Origin of the sequence: Serratia sp. LS-1, assembly GCF_003719595.1 — a bacterium.
Taxonomy (GTDB): domain Bacteria; phylum Pseudomonadota; class Gammaproteobacteria; order Enterobacterales; family Enterobacteriaceae; genus Serratia; species Serratia ureilytica.
Window position 1 is genome coordinate 1,890,841 of record NZ_CP033504.1, and the last position, 20,473, is coordinate 1,911,313.

Consider the following 20,473-nt stretch of genomic DNA (forward strand, 5'->3'; position numbering starts at 1 on the left):
GTTATGCATTGAGACGACATTATTAGCCCGGTTATTTCCACGTTGAGGGAATTAACCCCCGTATTTTCCGATGGTGATTTTCGCCAGGCATCCCCACGCCTGAATAAATCGCCGGAGAATAATGGAAAAAAGTTAGCTTAAGGAAAGATGATGTTTAAACCCGCTTATAAAAAGAACGCCGTCACCCGCGCAATCACCACCGCCATGCCGCTGTTCCTGCTGGCCGGCCACGCGGCGCAGGCGCATCAGCACCCTACCGACGCACAGGTTAATGATGGCGACGTGATCACCGTCACCGCACCGCTCTACTCTCCGCTGACCATCGTGACATCACCGAAAACCCCGCGTCAGCCGGTGCCCGCCAGCGATGGTTCGGACTATCTGAAAACCATTCCCGGTTTTTCGCAGATCCGCAACGGCGGCACCAACGGCGATCCGGTATTTCGCGGCATGTTCGGTTCGCGGCTGAAAATTCTCACTGACGGTTCGGAGATGCTCGGCGCCTGCCCATCGAGAATGGATGCGCCCACCTCTTACATCTCGCCGGAAAGCTTCGATCTGCTGACCATCACCAAAGGGCCGCAGACGGTGCTGTGGGGGCCGGGTTCGTCGGCGGGCACGGTGCGTTTCGAACGTGAACGTCCGCGCTTCGACAAGCCGGGCATCAAGGGCAACGCCAGCGTGCTGACCGGCTCCAATGGCCGCTGGGACGAGAATATCGACGCCAGCCTCGGCGCCGAACAAGGTTACCTGCGGGTGATGGCCAACAAGTCGCGCGCCAACGATTACCAGGACGGAACGAATACGCGCGTGCCATCGCGCTGGGACAAATGGAACGGCGATCTGGCGCTCGGCTGGACGCCGGATGCCGACACGCTGCTGGAAGTGACGATGGGGCGCGGCAACGGCGAAGCGCGCTATGCCGGCCGCAGCATGGACGGTTCGCAGTTCAAACGCGAAAGCCTGGGCATGCGGGTGGAGAAATCCAACATCGGCGAGGTGCTGGATAAGTTGGAAGCGCAGGTCTACTACAACTACGCCAACCACGTGATGGACAACGTGACCCTGCGCTCGCCGGGCAGCGGCGGCATGGGCGGCCATGGTGGGCATGGCGGCATGAACATGGGGGGCCACGGCGGGCACATGATGTCTTCCGGCATGACGATGCAGCTCGATCGCCGCACCGTCGGCGGCCGCGTGATGGGCACCTGGCAGTGGCAGGACGTGAAGCTTGAAAGCGGCCTGGACACGCAGACCAATACCCACCGCAGCATGAGCCGCGGTAGCTGGGAAAAAGACGCCCAGTTCAACAGCTACGGCGCCTTCGGTGAGCTGACGTGGTCCACCAGCGATCAGGATAAGCTGATCGGCGGCGCGCGTCTCGATCGCACCCTGGTGGAGAACTTCCGCAGCGGCCGCGATGTGGAACGTTCAGATACCCTGCCGAGCGGCTTTATGCGCCTGGAGCATACGCTGGCCGAGCTACCGCTGATGCTATATGCCGGCGTCGGTTATACCGAACGCTTCCCGGATTACTGGGAGCTGTTCTCGCCGAAGCTAGGCCCGAACGGCAGCAAGGATCCGTTCTCCAACGTCAAGAGCGAGAAAACCACGCAGCTCGACATCGGCGCGCAATACAACGGCAAGCGCTTCAACGGTTGGGTCTCCGCTTATGTGGGCCGCGTCGATGATTTCATCCTGTTCAAATACGATCCGCACAATGCGCGTCTCAGCCAGGCCGATAACGTCAACGCCAACATCATGGGCGGCGAAATGGGCATGGGTTATCAACTGAGCGAGCACTGGAAAACCGACGCCAGCCTGGCCTACTCCTGGGGCAAAAACACCAGCGACGGCCGGCCGCTGCCGCAGATCCCGCCGCTGGAGGCGCGTCTGGGGCTCACCTATGAGTACGGCGACTGGAGCGGCACCGGCCTGTGGCGTTTGGTCAGCAGCCAACACCGCGTGGCGATCAACGAAGGCAACGTGGTAGGCAAAGACTTTGCCGAAAGCGCCGGCTTCGGCGTGCTTTCCGCTAACGCCGCCTACAAGGTGAATAAAAACGTCAAGCTGAGCGCCGGTCTGGATAACATCCTGAACAAGACCTACAGCGAACACCTCAACCTGGCGGGCAACAGCGCCTTCGGGTATTCGGCCAACAGCGCGGTGAATGAGCCGGGCCGCACCCTGTGGGCCAAGGTTAACGTCACCTTCTAAACCGTACACCGGGCGATGGGCAACCGTCGCCCGGTCAGGCGATATGCGATCCGGTTCTTAGGATATGAGTTTTAAGTTTTTCCCATTCGGTTGAGCGGCGATTAGTATCACTCTCAATGTAATCAAGGATCCGGAGGGAATATGCAAAAGCTCACTCGTTTTCTGGCCCTGCTCGGCGAGCTGATGATTGAAAAAGCCGAAGACGCCGCGCCGCAGGCTGCTCGGCCTGACGATCGCGACGACGCGTTGCCGCCGCGCCTCGAACGTGGGGTTCCGCTGGCCGACCGCTTCCTGTTCATGTAATTCCTCTCACTGTCTTTTGGTCCGGCACGTTCTGATATTTCATTATCGGACGCCTGCGTCTATCTTCTTTCGATGGTTCCAGCCGATTCATCATAGGAGATAGCAACGCAATGAAGATCAGAACGGTAACCCCGCAAGACGCTGAAGCCCTGACGCAGTTATTGAATGACGTGATCGGCGCCGGCGGCACGACGGCGATAGAAACGCCCCTCACCCCCGCCGAATTCAGCGAATGGTTCATCAGCGGCAGCAATGCGCTGAGCTGCCAGGTCGCGGAGGTGGATGGGCTGTTGGTGGGCTTCCAGGCGCTGAGCGCAGATGATGCCCTGCCGCCCGATACCGCAGATATTGCCACCTTCTCCCGCCTGTCGCCGAAGGTGCGCGGCGTCGGCAGTGCGTTGTTCCCTGCCACATTAGCGGCGGCGAAGTCGCACGGTTTCAAGCACATCAACGCCACCATTCGGGCGGATAACGTCGGTGGCCTCGCCTACTATCACAAAATGGGCTTTCGCGATTACGACCGTTTGCCGCAGGTGCCGCTCAGCGATGGCACGCCGATCGACAGAGTCAAAAAACGCTTCTCCCTTTAACCCGCCAACCCGCTCACACTGAACGCACGATATGTTCGCGCAGCCACCGGTGAGCGGGATCCCGGTGCGATCGTTCGTGCCACAGCATGGTCATTTCAAAGCCCGGCACCGCCAGCGGCGGCTCGAGCCGTTGTAATAAAGGCTGGTTGCGCACCAGCCGCTCCGGCAGCATCGCCACCAAATCGGACTGCGTCAGCACCGAGATAACGAACAGAAAATGTGGCACGGAAAGCACCACCCGCCGCGTCAGCCCCACGTCCGCCAACGCCCTGTCGGTCATGCCATAGAACCCGCCGCCGTCCGGCGAGACCATCACCTGCTCCAATTGGCAAAATTGCGCCGGCGTCAGCCTGGCATGCAGCTTGGGGTGGCCGACCCGGCCCACCAGCACATAGCGTTCACTGAACAGCGTGCGCTGACGCAGACCGGGCGGCGCCCCTTCGCGGGTGTGAAACGCCAGATCGATCTCCCCCTGTTCCGCCCGTTTGGCGATGCGTGACGGCGGGATTTCCAGCACCGCCAGCCGGGTGCCCGGCGCCGCCGTGCGCAAACCGTTCAGCGCCGGCAGCACGATGGTGGATTCGCCGTAGTCGAAGGCGGCCACGCGCCAGGTATCGGTCGCCACGGCGGGATCGAACGGCGTCGCCGGCGTCACCGCCAACTCGAGCGCCGCCAATGCCTGACGTAACGGTTCCCGCAGCTGCTCCGCTCTGGCGGTCGGGCGCATGCCGCGCGGGCCGGGCAACAGCAGCGGATCGTCAAAGATCGCCCGCAGTTTGGCGAGGTGCACGCTGACCGCCGGCTGGGAGAAATTGAGCCGCTGCGCCGCGCGCGTGACGTTGTGCTCCGCCAGCAGCGCGTCGAGCGTCACCAGCAGGTTGAGATCCAGCCGCCTTAAATTATTCATGGTTATACCTGGGATAACGGTAATTCATTTCTAATATACCGACTAACGCCCTAACCTGCAGCTCTCACACCAAGGAGAGCTGTTATGAATGTGCTGATTGTTTACGCCCACCCGGAGCCGCTGTCGCTGACCGGCTCACTGAAAAACTTCGCCGTTGATCGCCTGGCGCAGGCCGGCCATCAGGTACAGGTGTCCGATCTGTACGCCATGAAGTGGAAAGCGGCGCTTGACGCCGACGACAGCCTGGAAGGCGCATCAGGGCCCCGTTTCGATCCTTCGCTGGATTCGCAGCGCGCGTTTGCTAACGGCGTGCAGAGCGCCGATATCGAACGGGAGCAGCAAAAATTGCGCTGGGCGGACGTGGTGCTGCTGCAGTTTCCGCTGTGGTGGTTCTCGATGCCGGCGATCCTCAAAGGCTGGTTCGAGCGTGTCTATGCCTATGGTTTTGCCTACGGCGTCGGTGAGCATTCCGACACCCATTGGGGTGACCGTTACGGCGAGGGGACGCTGGCGGGCAAACGGGCGATGCTGATCGTCACCGCCGGCGGCTGGGAGTCCCATTACGCCCCGCGCGGCATCAACGGGCCGATCGACGATATCCTGTTCCCGATCCAGCACGGCATGCTGCACTACCCAGGGTTCGAGGTGCTGCCGCCGTTCGTCACCTACCGCGCCGGCAAAACCGATGAGGCACGCTTTGCCGCCCTGTGCGAGCAGCTCGGGCAGCGGCTGGATAATCTGTGGAACGCCGAGCCAATCCGCTTCCGGCGGCAGAACGCCGGTGACTATCTGATCCCGCAGCTGACGCTGAAAGCGCATCTCGCGCCGGGGCAAGACGGTTTCGGCGTTCACATCGAGTAGCCGGATGCGCACGCCCGGGCGCATCCGGGGCGTGCCCTTAATTCAGGGCGGCGAGAAATGCCCGATAGCCCTGCGCGCTGCTGTCCAACTCGTGTTGCTGAACCTGCTCTGCCGTCCCGTCCGAAGCGGCTTCCTTGCCGTAAAAGGCAAAGAACGAAGCATAGTCGGCCCGCACATAATCGGCGGTCACTTCAAACGGCCGGAAGATCTCCTCCAGCGAGTAGCGATAACGCCCTTCACGCGCGTAATCTTCTGCGCGCACGCCCGCCGTGACCGCCAGCGCCAGTTTCTTGTTCTGCATCTTATAGCCACTGCGAGAACCGTAGGCCCAGCCGTAGGTGAGCACGTCGTCCAGCCATTTTTTCAGCAGCGGCGGGCTGCTGAACCAGTAAATCGGGAACTGCAGCACGATGTTGTCATGCGCTTCAATCAACTGCTGTTCTTTGGCGACGTCGATCTGCCAGTCCGGATAGGCCTGATGCAGTTCGTGCACGGTATACAGCGCCGGATAGCGCCGCAGTTCCTCCAGCCAACGTTTGTTGACCACCGAGTTCGCCATATCGGGATGTGTCACTACCACCAACGTTTTCATACTGATCTCTCCAGTCAGGTGTTTCGACGCATCTTAGGGTATGCTGACAGAATGTAAAATACGCACACTCACGACACATACTTACCCTGGAGAAAGTGTAAATGACCGCCGAATCCCACTGCAGCCCTACGGGCATCAGCCTTGAAGACACCGGTTATGGCTACACCCTGTCGGTGATCAACGGTAAATACAAAATGATTATTCTCTACTGGCTGGCGTTGTATAAGCCGGTATTGCGCTTCAACGAACTGCAGCGCTGCATCGGCACCATTTCGTATAAGACGCTGAGCTCGACGTTGAAAGAGCTGGAAAAAGACCGTCTGGTGGTGAGAAAGGAGTATCCGCAGATCCCGCCCAAGGTGGAGTACAGCCTGTCCGAGCGCGGGCGTTCGCTGATCCCGGTGATCGACATGATGTGCGACTGGGGGGAGCGGCACCGGCCGGAACAGCCGGCGCCGTGAGGGGTCAGTTGTCCGCCGCTGCTGAGGTTGCCGGAGCCGGCTCATCGTGCTCAACCAACGCGTCCGCCGGCCGGCACTGGCGCAGCGTGCGCACGCTGAAGGCCACCAGCACGCCCAGCAAGGCGGCGAATGCGCCAAACGACAGCACGCTCATCAACGGGGTAAATACCCTGCCCAGTACGCCGAGCCCCAGCGCGCCGATCGAATCGCCGGTCACGTCCTGCGCGGTGCCGAGGCTATTCACCCGCCCCAGCAGATGATCCGGCGTATTGCTCTGGATCAGCATGAACTGCAAGAGCGAGGCGATGGCATTCGCGTAGCCGTAGCACACCAGCGCCAGCAGCGCCGGCGCCAGATGGCTGAACAGCCCCAGTGACGCGATGGCGGTGAACGCGACGATAGCGGCGATCAGGATCAGCACCCCAGGGCGAGGGAAACGCCCCACCCAGCCGCTGGTCAGCGCGCCCAGCATCGCACCGAGCGGCACTGCGGAGTACATCAGGCCAATAGAGGACGCGCCGACGTGGTAAGCGTCCTGCGCCAGCGCCGGAAACAGTACCCTGACGGCGCCGACGATGCTCATCAACATCCCCAGCAACACCACCGAGCCGACCACCTTATTGCGCCAGACAAACTGGAAGCCGCTGGCGAGCGCGCGCAGCGGGTGTTCCGGCTCCTGCTGCTGCGGCAGCAGCGTCGGCAGGCGCACCAGCGGGACCAGGGTGCCCAGCGTCCCTGCCGCCGCGACGGCGAAAGCGAGACCGACGCCGCCGAACACGATGATGATCCCCCCCAGCGCCGGCGCCAGGATCGCGCCGATGCGCACCGTCACCATGCTCAAGGCCCCCGCCGCCGCCAGGTTTTCGCGCCCGACCAGCAGCGGGATCACCGCCATCAGCGCCGTCATGCCGAGCGCGCCGAAGAACCCGTCCCACGCCGCCAGCAGATAGAGCGCCCACAGCGACGGGGCCGGCGCGAAGGCATTCAGACTCAGGGCGACAAAGCCCAGCCCGCAGGTGCCGCGCGCGAACAGGATCAGCTTGCGGCGATCGTAGCGATCGGCGAGCACCCCGCCCAACATCAGGCCGATAAACATGCCTACGCCGTCCAGCGCCACCGCCACGCCCACCTGCAACGTGGAGCCGGTCATCGCCTGGATCTGAATCGGCACCCCCACCGCCAGCATGCCGAGTGAAAACACCGACAGCATGCGGGCGCAGAAAATCGCACGAAAATGCGCATTGCTTCTCAGCAAACTGAAATCAAGAAAAAAAGAAGGTCTGGCCATAGTGTCCTGCATATCATGTTTTAGTACGGGCCGTGGCGCACGCCCCGGCCCGGTTGCGTTATACCAACCCGTATTGCCGCGTCAGCAGCGAATGCAATAGCGGCCCTAGCGTCTCCAGCGAGGCCGGCGACAGAATGTCCGCGTGCTCGCAACCTTGGTGATGACAGATCAGCCGATCCAGATACGGCGCCCACACGGCGTTGATGTCCATCAATGGCGGCAGCGTCCGATCGGCGACAAACAGCGTCGCCGTGCCGTGGAAACGCTGACTGCGCGCCTGAGAAAGAAGGCGCACCGCGTCACGATAGTTGGCGACGATGCTGTCGAACATCGCCGCCTTCTCCGCCATCAGCGTCGGATCGCCATGATCTTCCGCCATAAACTCGGCCTGTTCCTGCGCCACCTCCTTCTGCGCCTCTTCCTCGGTGGGGCCGGTCCAGTCCTGGCCTTCCGGCGGATAGGTATCCAGCATGCCGAGGAACGCCACCTCTTCACCCTGCTGCTGCAGACGCGCGGCCATCGAATGCGCCAGCGTGCCGCCGAGCGAATAGCCCAGCAGGTAGTAAGGCCCCTGCGGCTGCAGGCGGCGCAGAGTGGCGAGATGACGATCGACCATCTGCTCAATGTCCTCACAGGTGGCGATGACGCCGTCCGGTCTTGGCGACTGCAGACCGATGATCGGGTAACTCCCCGGCAGATACCGGCTCAGCCCCGAGTACTGCCAGGCGAAACCGGAAGCCGGATGCAGGCAGAACAGCGCCGGGCCTTGGCCCGCCCGCAGCTGCAGGCACTCGCCGACGCCGCGGCTCTCGGCCGAGCCGGCGGCCTGCGCATCATCGAGCAGGTGCGCCATTTTCTCCAGACTGCGGGCGAACATGATCTGCCCGACGCTCAACGGCCGGGTGACGCGCCGACGCAGCTCCGCCGCCAGGCGCATCGCCAGCAGCGAGTGGCCGCCCAACGCGAAGAAGTCGTCGTCGGCATACACCGTCTCGCGCCCCAGCAGTTCGCTGAACAGCGCCGCCAGCAGGCGCTCGCTGTCGCCGTGCGGCACGCGGCCGCTCTGCGGGCTCAGCTGCGGCCGAGGCAACGCTTTGCGATCCAGCTTGCCGCTGGCGCTGAGCGGGAAGCTGTCGGTCATGACATAGCTGACCGGCATCATGTGCGCCGGCAAACGCGCCTCCAGCGCCTGATGCAGGACGGCGGTATCCAGCGTCACGCCCGGCTGGGCGATCAGCCAGGCGACCAACTGCCGCATATCGGCGCCGCCCAGCCCCGTCGCGCCCTCACCCAGTTCGATGGCGTGCACCGCCGCCTGCGCTACTCCCGGCTGCGCCAGCAGCGCCTGTTCGATTTCGCCCAGTTCGATGCGCTGGCCGCGGATCTTCAGCTGATCGTCGCTGCGCCCCAAATACTCGACGCTGCCGTCTTCCAGCCAGCGGGCGATATCGCCGGTGCGATACATGCGCGCCCCGTTGCCGGCGGGATCGGCGACAAACCGCTGCGCCGTCAATCCCGGCCGATGCAGATAGCCGTCGGCCAGCTGAATGCCGCGCAGGTAGAGATCGCCGGCGCAGCCGACGGGCACCGGCCGCAGCATGGCGTCGAGAATGCTCAGTTGGGTATTCCAGACCGGTTTGCCGATCGGCACGCCGGCGCCGCTCACCGCCGCCAATGCCTCGCCGGACGCCGGTTGATAGGTGACATCAACCGCCGCCTCCGTCGGGCCATACAGGTTATGCAGCGGCGCGGCGACCAACGCCTGGTAGCGGGATGCCAGTTCACACGACAACGCCTCACCGCTGCAGAACACGCGTTTCAGGCTGGCGGCGGCGCGCTGCGGCGCACGTTCGTTCAGCGCCTCAACCCAGATAGCCAACATGGACGGAACGAAATGCAGCGTGGTTACGCCATAGTCGTCGATCAACGTCGTCAGCGCCTGCGGATCGCGGTGCGCCTCCGGCGGCGCCATCACCAGGCGCGCGCCGACCATCAGCGGCCAGAAGAACTCCCAGACGGAAACGTCGAAGCTGCACGGCGTTTTCTGCAATACCACGTCCTGCGCATCGAGCGAATACTCATGCTGCATCCAGAACAGACGGTTGACGATCGCCCGGTGGTTCACCACCACCCCTTTCGGCCGCCCGGTAGAGCCCGAGGTATACAGGACGTAGGCGGGATAATCGCCGTTCCCCGCCGGTGCGCGCTGCATCGGTTCGCGCCCGCTGTCGTCCAGCGCATCGAACCGCAACGTCGGCGCCAGCGCGGCAAAACGGGCATCCAAGGCGCTCTCGGTGATAATCAGCCGTGGCTTGGCGTCTGCCACCATGTAGGCCAGACGCTCATCCGGGTAACCGGTATCCAGCGGCAGCCAGGCGGCGCCGGTTTGCACAATCGCCGTCAGCGCCAGGCTGAGGCGCACGGAACGCGGCAACGCCACCGCGACGATATCGCCCGGCTGAATGCCCGCCGCCGTCAGCTGTTCGGCCAACAGCGCGGCCTGGCGCTGCATGTCACGGTAGCTGAGGGTGTGCCCGGCATCCTGCAACGCGATGCGTTCCGGCGTGCGCCGAGCTTGATCGGCGATCGCCTGATGCAAGGTGGTGTCCGCTACCGCCTGTGCGGTGCGGTTGACCGCCGCGATCAACGCCTGTTCCTGCGGGGTTTGCAATTGCCAGCGCGGCAACGGCAGATCCGGTTGCGCAATCCATTGTTGCAGCAGCGCCATCAGCCGCGCGGCGAAGCGTTCAGGCTGCGGCACCGAGTCACGGTACTCCATCAGCAGACGCAGACGCTCGCCAGGCAGCACCAGCAACGTCAGCGGATAGTGGGTATAGCCTTTGTTGCGGATGGCGTCGCAGCGCAGGGAACCTGTGCCGCCGAGCAAGGCATCGTTGTCCGGGTAGTTCTCCACCACCAACAGCGTATCGAACAGCGTGCCCGCGCCGGCCAGGTGCTGGATCTCACCCAATCCCAAATCGTCGTGCTCCAGCAGTTCAATCTGCCGGTGTTGCAGAGCGGTCAGCTGTTCCGTCAACGGCCGGCCGTTTTCCAGCCGTACGCGTACCGGCAGCGTGTTGCTGAACAGGCCAACGTGCTCTTCCACGCCGTCGATCTGGCCAAACCGCCCGGAAACCGGCGAGCCGAACACCACGTCCTGATGGCCGCAACAGCCGGCCAGCTGCAGCGCCCAGATGCCCTGCATCACGGTATTGAGCGTCAGCCCGCGTTCGCGGCACAGGGTCAGCAAACGCTGTTCCTCCGCCGGCGGCAGCGTCATTTCCAGCTCAAACACGCGGTCGTCCTGAGCCTCGCCAAACAGCAGCGTTGGCCGCACGTCCTGCAGCGTCTCGCGCCAGATGCGGCGCGAGGCGTCGGCATCCCGCGCGGCCAGGCGGCGCACGATATCGGCATAGTTCGAACGCAGCGGCGGCAACGCCGTTATCCCTTCACGCAATGCGAGCATCAGATCGTTGAGCACCACCGGCGTCGACCAGCCATCGACGATCAGGTGGTGGGCATTGAGGAACAGCGTGTAGCGTTCACTGTCGCCGTGTTTGACCAGCCGCGCGTGCAGCATTGCGCCCGGCTGATTAAACAGATCGCGCCGCAGTTCTTCCTGCTCCAGCTCATTCAGCGCCTGCATTTCTTGTTCGGCGGACAGCGGCGGCAGCCTGTGGCTGTCCAGCGGCCAATGGCTTTCCTGCGGTATCAGCTGCAGCGGTTCGCCCTCGCGGTTGAACCGGGCGGCCAGCTGCGGATGGCGGCGGATCACCGCATCCAGCGCCTGCTGGAGCCGTGGCGCGTCCAGTTCGCCGCAGAGGCTCAGGCGCGTCAGCGAGTTATAACTGCCGCCCTGCTGCGCCGTCTGGGCATGGAACAGCAAGCCGTGCTGCAAGGGCAACAGCGGTAGCGCATCGGCCAACGGCCCATACTCCCGCTCCCAGGCGCGCAGCGTTTCATCGTCGACGTTCGGTTGGGCGATCTCGGCCGCCGTCAACGTTGCCGCTGCGCGTTCGGGATGCCGTTCAGCAAACTCGCACAGCGCACGCACGGCCTGCTCGATGCCCCTATGCAGCGCCTCGATGTCGCTCGCGCTGAAGATGGCCTCCAGCCAGCTCCAGTTGATCGCCAGACACGCGCCGTCGCGCCGCTCTTCGACAAAGATGTTCACTTCCAGCCCGTAACACAGCGCCTGCTGCGTATCCTGCGCCACTGCGAAGGCGTCGCGGAAACGGGTCCGGCTGCGCTGCGGCGTCCAGTGTCCCTCATCCTGGCCGAAGCGCCCGAGGTAGTTGAACAAAATCTCCGGCGCATTGCGCTGCGCCAGCGCGGCCAGTTCGTCACGCTGCGGATGCAAATAGCGCAGTTGACCATAGCCGATGCCGCGATCGGCCACCGCGCGCGTCACCCGTTTCACCGCGCGCACGGCCTCGTGGTGTTCGGCGTCATGCAGTTCGATGCACAGCGGGTACTCCGCCGTCAGCCACCCGACGGTGCGCGCCAGATCGAGGCTATCGTCCAGTTCGGCGCGGCCGTGCGACTCCAGCGAAAAACGCAGCGAAGCGGCCTGGAAATGACGCCGGCAGGCCAGCGCCAGCGCGCACAGCATGATCTCTTCGACCTGAGCGCGGTATCCCTGCGGCAAGGCGCCCAGCAGCGCGGCGGTCAGCCGGCTGTCGAGCAGCGTGCGCCGTTCGCTCACCGAAGCGAGACGATCGGTCTGCGGATCCAGCGCGCGTCGCCCCAAGCGCGGCACGCCGTCCGCCAGCATCTGCCGCCAGAACGGCAGCTCGGTTTCCCGGCGTTCGGCGTCGGCCCGTAAACGCGCGGACCACTCATAGAGCGAGGTTTCCTCCGGCGGCAGCGCGATCGGCTGCCCCTGCATGGCGCTGTCGGCCGCTTGCCGCAGTTCGTCGAGCAGGATGCGCCAGGAAACGCCGTCAACCACCAGGTGGTGGATCGCCAGCACCAGCCCGAGGCTCTGCCCGTCACGCTGTAACAAGATGGCCTGCATCATGCTGCCCTCGGCCGGATTGAGGCGCGCCAGCGCGGCATCAAACGCCTGTTCCGCCGCGGTTTCCAGATCGCCGGATACGGGATGACGCTGCATCAATTCACCGGCGGCGGCGGTTTCAACCACCAACTGGCCGTCGCGGATCCGCGCGCCCAGCGCCGGGTGTGCCGTACGCAGCTGTTCCAACGCATAACGCAGCTGTGCCGGTTGCAATTCGGCAGGCACGCGCAGGAAAACGCCGTGCGCGAAGAGACGATGCATGTCGCCCGTCTCGGCAAACCAGTGCAGGATCGGCAGCCCGTCGATCGGGCCTTGCTGCACGCTGCGCGCGGCCTGAGATCCAACGGCCAGCGGCTGCATCGCCTGCGCCATGCGCGCGGGGGTGTGCAGCGCGAAGATCTCACGCGGCCGCAGCAGATACCCGTTGCGCCGCAGGGCGGTGCCCAGCCCCATCGCCGAGATGCTGTCGCCGCCGAGCGCGAAGAAATCGTCGTCGGCACCGACGCGCTCCATCCCCAACAGCTGCGCCATGGCGCGGCAAATCAGCCTTTCCTGCTCGGTGGCCGGCTCGCGCAGGCTTTGCGCCAGCGTCTCCTGCGGTTTGGGCAGCGCCTGACGGTCAATCTTGCCGTTAACGTTAAGCGGCAGCTCCGGCATCACCACCAGGATCGCCGGCACCATGTAATCCGGCAGACGCTGCGCCAACTGCCCCAGCAGCTCGCTCTGCAGCGCGGGTGAGGCGCGCCGCGCGTCATCCTGCACCGAGCAGTAACCGATCAGGCGATAGGTAGCGCCGATCGGCTCGGCGATCACCACCGCCCGCCCCACGTCCGGCAAGGCAGCCAGCGCGCTCTCCACTTCACCCAGCTCGACGCGGAAGCCGCGCACCTTGATTTGGTGATCGGTACGGCCAATGAACACCAGCTGGCCGTCCGCGCTCCAACGCATCAGATCGCCGCTGCGGTACATCACCTCGCCGTCGGCGAACGGATTGGCGACAAAGCGCGCCGCCGTCAGATCCGGGCGGCGCAGGTAACCGCGCGCGATGCCCTTGCCTGAAATGTACAGTTCCCCCGCCGCGCCGATCGGCACCGGCTGCAGGCGACTGTCGAGCAGCCAGACTTCGGTATTGGCCAGGGGGCGCCCGATCACCGGCTGGTCTGCGGCCGTGACCGGCGCGCCGAGGGTATCGACGGTGTATTCGGACGGGCCGTAATAGTTATGGATCTCGACTTCCGGATGCTGCCGCATCAGGTTCCACAGCGTCGGTGTCGCCGCCTCGCCGCCGATCATCACAAACGCCGGCAGCGGAAACTGTCCCTTCAGCAGGCCGCAATCCACCAACTGCGAGAGGAACGACGGCGTGATGTCCAGCAGATCGATCGGGGTCTGTTGGGTCTGTTCGAGCAACGCCCAGGGGTCGCGGCGCAGCTCTTCATCGAAGATAACCAGTTCGCTGCCCATCATCATGCAGAACAGCGGCTCCCAGGAGGAGTCGAAAGAGAACGAAGCGGTATGCCCGGCGCGCAGACGCCGCCCGCGGCGAGCCTGGAATTTTTCAATCGCCGGGCCGAACAGCGAGGCCTGATGCGACAAGAACAGGTTCAGCAGCCCGCGGTGCGTGGACATCACGCCTTTGGGTTTGCCGGTCGAACCGGAGGTGTAAATCATGTAGGCCAGATGCGCCTCGTTCAGCGGCGCGCGCCGCTCTTCGTCCGATATCGGCGCGGCCTCGGCGGCCGCGCAGCGCGCCCGGCATTGCGCCTCATCGAGGCACATGATCTGCGGCAGATCCGGCATGTTGGCCCGCGTGTCGCTGTGGGTCAGCAGCATCACCGGCCGCGCGTCGTCGCACATCAGCGCCAGACGTTCACGCGGATAATCCAGATCGAGCGGCATATAGGCCGCGCCGCTGGCCAACACGCCAAACAGCGCGACCAGCGTGTCCACCGAGCGCGGAATGCCGATGGCGACCACGTCTTCGGCGCCGATGCCGCTTTCGATCAGCACGCGCCCCAGTTGCATCACCCGTTCACTGAGTTGACGGTAGCTGAGGCGCACATCGCCGCAGGTCACCGCCAACGCCTCGGGCTGTCGCTCAACCTGACGCTGGAAAGCGTCCATGATCGACACCATGCCCGCCGGCGGCGTCAGCTCAGCGCCGCGCCCCCAGGCCGCGAGTTGGCGCAGCTCCCCTTCGCTGACCAGCGCCAGTTGACCGTTCGGCTGATGCGGCCGCCGCGCCAGTTGCTGCAGCCAATGGCCAATGCGCTCCGCATGGCCTTGCAAGGTGCGCGGCGCGTATTTGGCCGGGTTGGCCACCAACGACAGCGTCAGCACGCCGCTTCGAAAACCGATCTCAAACTCGAGGTCGTCGACCGGCCCCATCGCCAGCGTATGGGTAACGGCCGCTTGACCGTCGAAGGACAAGGCGCTGTGGTAAACCTTGACGTTGACCACCGGGCCGTACAGCTCCTGATGGCCGCCGACCAGGCCGAGATCGCGTTTGATCTGCTCCGCCTCATAGCGTTGATGGCGCCGCACCTGTTTGATTTCCGCCGCGGTGGCCTGGCAGACGTCCGCCAGCGACATCTCCGGCGTCACGTTCAGCAGCAGCGGCAGCACGTTAACCACCGGGCCGATCGCCGCCAGCGCCTGCGAGCCCATGCGGCGCATGAAAGGAAAACCGATGGAGAGCCGGGTTTCGCCGCTCATGCGCGCCAGATACATCGCCAGCGCCGCCGTGACGATATCGGCCGGTTGCAACGACTGCAGCGCTGCATCGCGCAGCGCTTCGTCAAACAGCGACTCCGGCAGCACCAGCGCCTGTTTGAGCGGCCGAGCGCCCGGTTCGACCTCGCGGTTTTCCGTCGCCAATGACAGCGGCGACGGCAGATCGCGCAGATGCTGCCGCCAGAATTCGGCCGCCCGCTGGCGTGCGGGCGACGTTTGCCATTGCTGAAACTCTTCCACCACCTTGCCGAACGGGGTAAACGGCGAGGCCGCCGGCGACAGCCCGTGGCGCAGCGCGCGGTAGATATCGGCGATCCGGCGGGTGATGGCCTCGAAGCTGAAGCCGTCCAGGGTCAGATGATGAAAGCGCTGGTACCAGAACCAGCGATCGGCGCTGATGCGGATCACCGCATGGCGATAGAGCGGGCGCTCGTCGTCCGCGGGCAGATCCTGCGCCAGATCGTCGTGCATCAGCGCCAGCGCCGCCTGCTCGGCGTCTGGCCGCGCGCTGAAGTCAAACCACTCCGGCGCCAGCACCCGCGCGGGATCCGCGTTCAGCGGTAAACGTTGCACCGGCTGGCCGTCCTGTGCCTCAAAGAAGCGCGCCTGAACCGTATCCGCCTCCGCCAGTCCCTGGCGAATCGCGCGCTCCAGCGCCGAACGATCGATATCACCGTGCAGTTCGGTGTAGTGCGCCACGGCGAAGCTGTTGCGCCGCAGCGCGATTTGGTCGGCAATCCAGATCCCCGGTTGCGCCGCAACCAGCGGATAATCCCGATACTCGACCTGAGTATCCGGCAAAGAAAGCGTTTCTGACATGGTGTCTGTCCTTTTCCTCAAACGGAATGTAGCGATGTGGCTGTGCGGCGATTAACGCGGCGCATCCGCCGCTTTCAACGACGCCGGCCGCATGTCCTGCCAGTGCGCTTCGATATAGTCGATACATTCACCGCGCGACGCCGGCCCCATCAACACGCGCCATCCCGGCGGCGTATCGGCAAACTGCGGCCACAGCGAGTACTGCTGTTGCGCGTTGACCAACACGGAGAAACGGAGACTTTCGTCATCGAACGGGTTTTGTTGTTCCTGAGTCATTTGCCTTACCTGTCTGTCAAAATGTGGGATTACTTCATTGCGGAAAGCAGCCGGCGCACGCCGTCCACCAGACCGCCGCGCCAGCAGAGCGCGTCATGTCCGCCGGAATACACGCGGTAGTCGGCACGATGCCCGGCCGCCGTCAGCGCCTGGTGCATCTGGCGATTGACGAATTCGATGTCCGCCTCCCGATCGCCGGCTTGCTGAATCACGGTGAGCGTCGGCGCGGTCGCGCCGCGCTGCCGAACCTGGCGTATCAACCAGCCTTCCTCCAACTCGTGGCGTTTTTCGAACTGGGTAACGAATTGCACCGTAGGCCACCAGAAGGAGCCGGACTGGCTCAGCACATGGCCGAAGCGCTCGGGCCAGTGCAGGCCGGCGTATAACGCCGCCAGCCCGCCGTAGCTCTGGCCGGCGACCACGGTGCGCGCCCCCTCTTCGCTGAACGGTTCGCGCCGCTGCGCCTGCGGCAGCAGTTCGTCGATCACCGCCTGCCAAAAGGCGGCGTTGCAAGGAAGTTCGTTTTCCCGGTGTTCGCCATCGATCGCATCGATCAGCAGCCAGCACGCGGGCGGCAGATGCCCTTTTGCGGTCTCGTTCTCAATCACCGGCAGCAATGCGTGCCTTTCGATCCAGTTCTGGCCGTCGAGCAGCAGCACCAGCGGGCGGTTCGCGTTGTCCGCCGCCTCGCCGCCGGCATACAGCCACACGCGCCGCCGGGTGCCCAGCCGTTCGCTGTGCCAGTGAAAAAGCTGTAGCCGCGCTTCATCCAACGGCCGATCGGCGGCCTGCCAGGCGCTTTGGTCGTCCGCGTCCGGCCCCTGAGCCAGGGAAACGGCGCGCGGGCGATAAGCCGGCCCCAGTGAGGTGCGATTCAGCGGATCGGCGATCGCCAACGGGAACAGCGATACCCACCAGGCGCGCTGCTGGCGATCGCGCAACGTTTCGTCGTCGCTGAAGACGGGAGGAAGATCTCGCGCCGTAATCGGGATCAGGCTGTAACTGCCGCGCCAGCGGCGATCGACAACGGCCGCGCCGTACCAAACGTCGGTGCCGGGGAGCCTTTTCAGGCTGCTGGGGGACGTGCTGTGATGGTCGGTAATGCCGTTGATATCGGCATAGACGCGGCATATCGGCGAGAGCCGCTCGTCGCCGGCAGGATCGCGCCATAGCCAGGTCATTCTGACGTGCTGTTCATCGTGCGCGTCGACGACAGGCGTGCCATGAGCGGCAACCTTCTGCCACCATGCGGGTTGCCCCGCCGCCGCCTCACGCAGCCAGTGCGCCGCCAATCCCTCATGGCCGTGTTCTGGCCTCTTTTCCGGCAAAAACTCCATAGCGCCCCTTACATAACGTGCGTGACTTTTACAAAACCTGACAATCGTATTGATACTCATTATCATTTTCAATACTATTTGTCGGATTTTTGCCGTCGTGCAAACGCGACGTCTCCGCGTCGACGAGGGAAAGCGTATTCATCGGCATTGCGGGGTTTATCAGGGTGGCATTACACACAAAAGTAGGCATGCAGGAGAGATAATGAATATTAGAAACAAAGGGATAGAAAACGATAGCGCAGAGGCGATGTCCGCCAACCGGCTGTTGCTGGGGGCGACGCTGGCGCTACTGCCCTTCGCGCAAAACGCTTTTGCCGCGGCGGACGAGACGATGGTGGTGACCGCCGACGCGCAGAGCAGCGTGACCGCGCCCGTCAAAGGGATCGTCGCCAAAGAGAGCGCCGCCGGCACCAAAACCGCCGCCCCGCTGAGCAAAACCCCGCAGTCCATCTCGGTGGTGACGCGCGAGCAAATGAACGACCAGGAACCGGCGTCGGTCGCCGACGCCTTGAACTACACCAGCGGGGTGGTCACCACCTATCGCGGCAATTCCAACCGCAATGACGAAGTGATCAGCCGCGGCTTCCGCTACGCGCCCAAGCTGCTCGACGGCCTGCACTTTGGCCTCTCTAGCCAAAACGGCGGCGCCGGGCAGATCGATCCCTGGTTGCTGGAGCGTGTGGAAATGGTGCACGGCCCGGCCGGCGTGCTTTACGGCCAGGTCAGCCCCGGCGGCGTGGTGGTGATGACCAGCAAACGCCCTACTGCCCAGAGCATTCACGAAGTTAAATTCAGCACCGGCAACCGTCATCTGGCGGAAACGGCGTTCGACTTCGGCGGCAAACTCAACGACGACAACACCCTGTTCTATCGCCTGAACGGTATCGCCAGAACCGAACATGAGTTTGTCAAAGACAGCAAGCAGCAACGGGTGGCCATTGCCCCGGCCTTCACCTGGCTGCCGAACGAAGACACCAGCTTTACGCTGCTGACCAGCTACCAGAACGATCCGAAAGCCGGATCGCGCAACTTCCTGCCGCGCGCCGGCACGCTGTTCCCGACCAGCGCGGGCTATGTGCCCTATGACTTCAACATCAGCGAACCCAGCTTCAACAAGTCGCGGCGCGAGCAGGCGTCGATCGGCTACAGCCTCGAGCACAACTTCAGCGATGCGCTGTCGTTTACCCAGAACCTGCGTTTCACCCACCGTGATGAGGACTATAAATATCTGGTTTATAACGTAAACTCGAAGGTCAACGACCACACCGTCACCCGCATGGCGCAACATGAAACGCAGATGACCAACGAGTTTGGTGTGGATAACCAGCTGAAGGGCCTGTTCGACACCGGCGAGGTGAAGCACACGGTGCTGGGCGGATTGGATTACCGCTACAGCCATATCGATTCGAAGATGTATCGCGATCGCGGCAACGATTACCCGATCGACTGGGCCAACCCGGTTCGCCCCAGCATCGATGGCAGCACGCTGGCGCTGGCTTCCAGCGACTTGAAGACGCTGAATCAGGTCGGGGTGTATCTGCAGGACCAGCTGGCGTGGAATAACTGGAATCTGTTGCTGTCCGGCCGTCAGGACTGGTCGCAGGTCAACACCCGCGATCGCACCAGCGGCGGCAAAGAGCAGACCTACAACGATGCCCAGTTCACCGGCCGTGCGGGCCTGCTCTACGCCTTCGACAACGGCATTTCGCCGTACGTCAGCTACAGCACCTCGTTCGATCCTAACCTGTACCCGAGCGCGCCGGGCGCCGACCCGCTCAAGCCGACCACCGGCAAACAAACCGAGGTGGGCGTGAAGTACCAGATCCCGGGCGGCAACACCCTGCTGACCCTTTCCTGGTTCGACATCACCCAACGCAATGTGGCGTCTTACAACCGTCTCACCTCCGCCTACGAGCAGATCGGTGAGGTGAAATCCAAAGGGATTGAGGCGGAAGTGCACGCTCAGCCGACGCCGGAGATCAAGCTGATCGCCGCCTACACCTACACCGACGTGGTGACCAAAGACTCCAACTCGGCGGACGAAATCGGCCACAGCCCGGCGGGCATTCCGCGCCACGCGGCGTCCGCCTGGGGCAGCTACAGCTTCCTGAGCGGCGCGCTCAACGGCCTGACCGTCGGCAGCGGCGTGCGTTACATCGGCGATGCGCCGGCCGACGCCACCGGCCAGTACGATGTGCCGCACTACACGCTGTACGACGCCATGGTGAAATATGATCTCGGCCAGGCCTCGCCGGCGCTGCGCGGTGCGGCGCTGCAGCTCAACGTGCAGAACCTGACGGACAAGAAATACGTTTCATCCTGCAGCGGCGAGTACGCCTGCTTCTACGGCAGCGGCCGCAGCGTCATCGCTTCGGTGAACTACCGCTGGTAACGAAAAGGGGCGGCCAGCGCCGCCCCTTTCTTCCACCTTTCCCGCCGCGTTTACTCTTGCTTCAATTCCCGCAGATGCTTGTACACCGTAGCGCGCCCCATCGACAGCACGTTGGCGATATAGTCCGCCGCGCTTTTGGCCTTGAACGCCCCCTGATGATAGAGATCGCTGACCAGTCGCCGTTTCTGTTCGCGGCTCAGCGCGCCGAGCGCAGCGTTCTCGCGCCGCAGCCAGTCATGCAGGAAGGTATTGATCTTCTCTTGCCAGTCGTCTTTGAACAGCTGTTGCGGCTGCGGCTGCAATCGCGTGACCGACAGGAACATATCCAGCGCGTTGCGGGCGTCCTCGAACATCGCGGTGCTCAGGTTGATGCACAGCAGATAGCTGGGGTTACCCTGCTCGTTGCGCGCGGCGATGCTCACCGAGCGCATCTTTTTGCCGTCCCAGTTCAGCTTTTCGTAGGGGCCGGTCACGTTGGCGCCGCCATCAAACGTGAAATCTTCCAGCCCCGCGTCGTCGCCCGGTTTGCGCTTCGACAGGTTGTTCGCCAGGTAGGCTATCTTGTTGGCGGCCAAATCGTGGATCACCACTTCCGCATTCGGGAAAAACAGGGCCGCGATGCCGTCGGCGACCGACCGCAACAGTTCAAGTTGAGAAGAAGAATTCGCCACGCTGGGGTG

Annotated in this window: 13 protein-coding genes; 6 read left to right on the forward strand and 7 right to left on the reverse strand. The window is 63.7% G+C overall.

Translation table 11 applies throughout. The features are described from left to right. Window positions 1-150 precede the first annotated feature (150 nt). The 3 genes from EDY99_RS09235 (at window position 151) to EDY99_RS09240 (ending at window position 3,110) form a co-directional block, all read left to right on the forward strand. Window positions 151-2,217, forward strand: coding sequence for a TonB-dependent copper receptor (locus EDY99_RS09235; protein WP_060660706.1), 2,067 nt, complete (start codon window positions 151-153; stop codon window positions 2,215-2,217). 141 nt (window positions 2,218-2,358) lie between these two features. Further along, window positions 2,359-2,520, forward strand: a complete 162-nt coding sequence (locus tag EDY99_RS24580) for a hypothetical protein (protein ID WP_162997437.1) — start codon at window positions 2,359-2,361, stop codon at window positions 2,518-2,520. Between the two features lie 110 nt (window positions 2,521-2,630). Beyond that, window positions 2,631-3,110, forward strand: coding sequence for a GNAT family N-acetyltransferase (locus tag EDY99_RS09240; RefSeq protein WP_033643107.1), 480 nt, complete (start codon window positions 2,631-2,633; stop codon window positions 3,108-3,110). 13 nt (window positions 3,111-3,123) lie between these two features. Here the strand turns inward: EDY99_RS09240 and EDY99_RS09245 are convergent, their stop codons facing one another. Continuing rightward, a complete protein-coding gene (locus tag EDY99_RS09245; RefSeq protein ID WP_033643108.1) occupies window positions 3,124-4,017 on the reverse strand; it encodes a LysR family transcriptional regulator in 894 nt (297 codons plus the stop codon). A gap of 84 nt (window positions 4,018-4,101) precedes the next feature. Between EDY99_RS09245 and EDY99_RS09250 the strand changes: the two genes are divergently transcribed. Then, a complete protein-coding gene (locus tag EDY99_RS09250) occupies window positions 4,102-4,878 on the forward strand; it encodes an NAD(P)H-dependent oxidoreductase (protein WP_033643109.1) in 777 nt (258 codons plus the stop codon). 37 nt (window positions 4,879-4,915) lie between these two features. Here the strand turns inward: EDY99_RS09250 and EDY99_RS09255 are convergent, their stop codons facing one another. Continuing rightward, complete coding sequence (locus tag EDY99_RS09255) at window positions 4,916-5,470, reverse strand: NAD(P)H-dependent oxidoreductase (protein WP_033643110.1); 555 nt, start codon at window positions 5,468-5,470, stop codon at window positions 4,916-4,918. A gap of 101 nt (window positions 5,471-5,571) precedes the next feature. Here EDY99_RS09255 and EDY99_RS09260 point away from each other — a divergent pair, with 101 nt between their 5' ends. Continuing rightward, window positions 5,572-5,931, forward strand: a complete 360-nt coding sequence (locus EDY99_RS09260) for a helix-turn-helix domain-containing protein (RefSeq protein WP_033643111.1) — start codon at window positions 5,572-5,574, stop codon at window positions 5,929-5,931. A gap of 4 nt (window positions 5,932-5,935) precedes the next feature. On the opposite strand, the gene entS is transcribed toward EDY99_RS09260, so the two are convergent. The 4 genes from entS to fes are packed head-to-tail and all read right to left on the reverse strand — an operon-like array spanning window position 5,936 to window position 17,401. Next, on the reverse strand, window positions 5,936-7,219 hold the full coding sequence (entS, locus tag EDY99_RS09265) for an enterobactin transporter EntS (RefSeq protein WP_033650373.1): 1,284 nt from the start codon (window positions 7,217-7,219) through the stop codon (window positions 5,936-5,938). Between the two features lie 58 nt (window positions 7,220-7,277). Continuing rightward, window positions 7,278-15,788, reverse strand: a complete 8,511-nt coding sequence (locus EDY99_RS09270; RefSeq protein ID WP_123061699.1) for a non-ribosomal peptide synthetase — start codon at window positions 15,786-15,788, stop codon at window positions 7,278-7,280. Between the two features lie 51 nt (window positions 15,789-15,839). Continuing rightward, on the reverse strand, window positions 15,840-16,064 hold the full coding sequence (locus EDY99_RS09275; RefSeq protein ID WP_033643114.1) for an MbtH family protein: 225 nt from the start codon (window positions 16,062-16,064) through the stop codon (window positions 15,840-15,842). A gap of 29 nt (window positions 16,065-16,093) precedes the next feature. Next, a complete protein-coding gene (fes, locus tag EDY99_RS09280) occupies window positions 16,094-17,401 on the reverse strand; it encodes an enterochelin esterase (RefSeq protein ID WP_232092963.1) in 1,308 nt (435 codons plus the stop codon). A 202-nt stretch (window positions 17,402-17,603) separates the two neighbouring features. On the opposite strand from fes, the gene EDY99_RS09285 reads away from it, so the two are divergent. Then, window positions 17,604-19,793, forward strand: a complete 2,190-nt coding sequence (locus tag EDY99_RS09285) for a TonB-dependent siderophore receptor (RefSeq protein ID WP_089197068.1) — start codon at window positions 17,604-17,606, stop codon at window positions 19,791-19,793. Window positions 19,794-19,843: 50 nt separating this feature from the next. On the opposite strand, the gene EDY99_RS09290 is transcribed toward EDY99_RS09285, so the two are convergent. After that, on the reverse strand, window positions 19,844-20,464 hold the full coding sequence (locus EDY99_RS09290) for a transcriptional regulator (RefSeq protein WP_033643117.1): 621 nt from the start codon (window positions 20,462-20,464) through the stop codon (window positions 19,844-19,846). Window positions 20,465-20,473 lie beyond the last annotated feature (9 nt).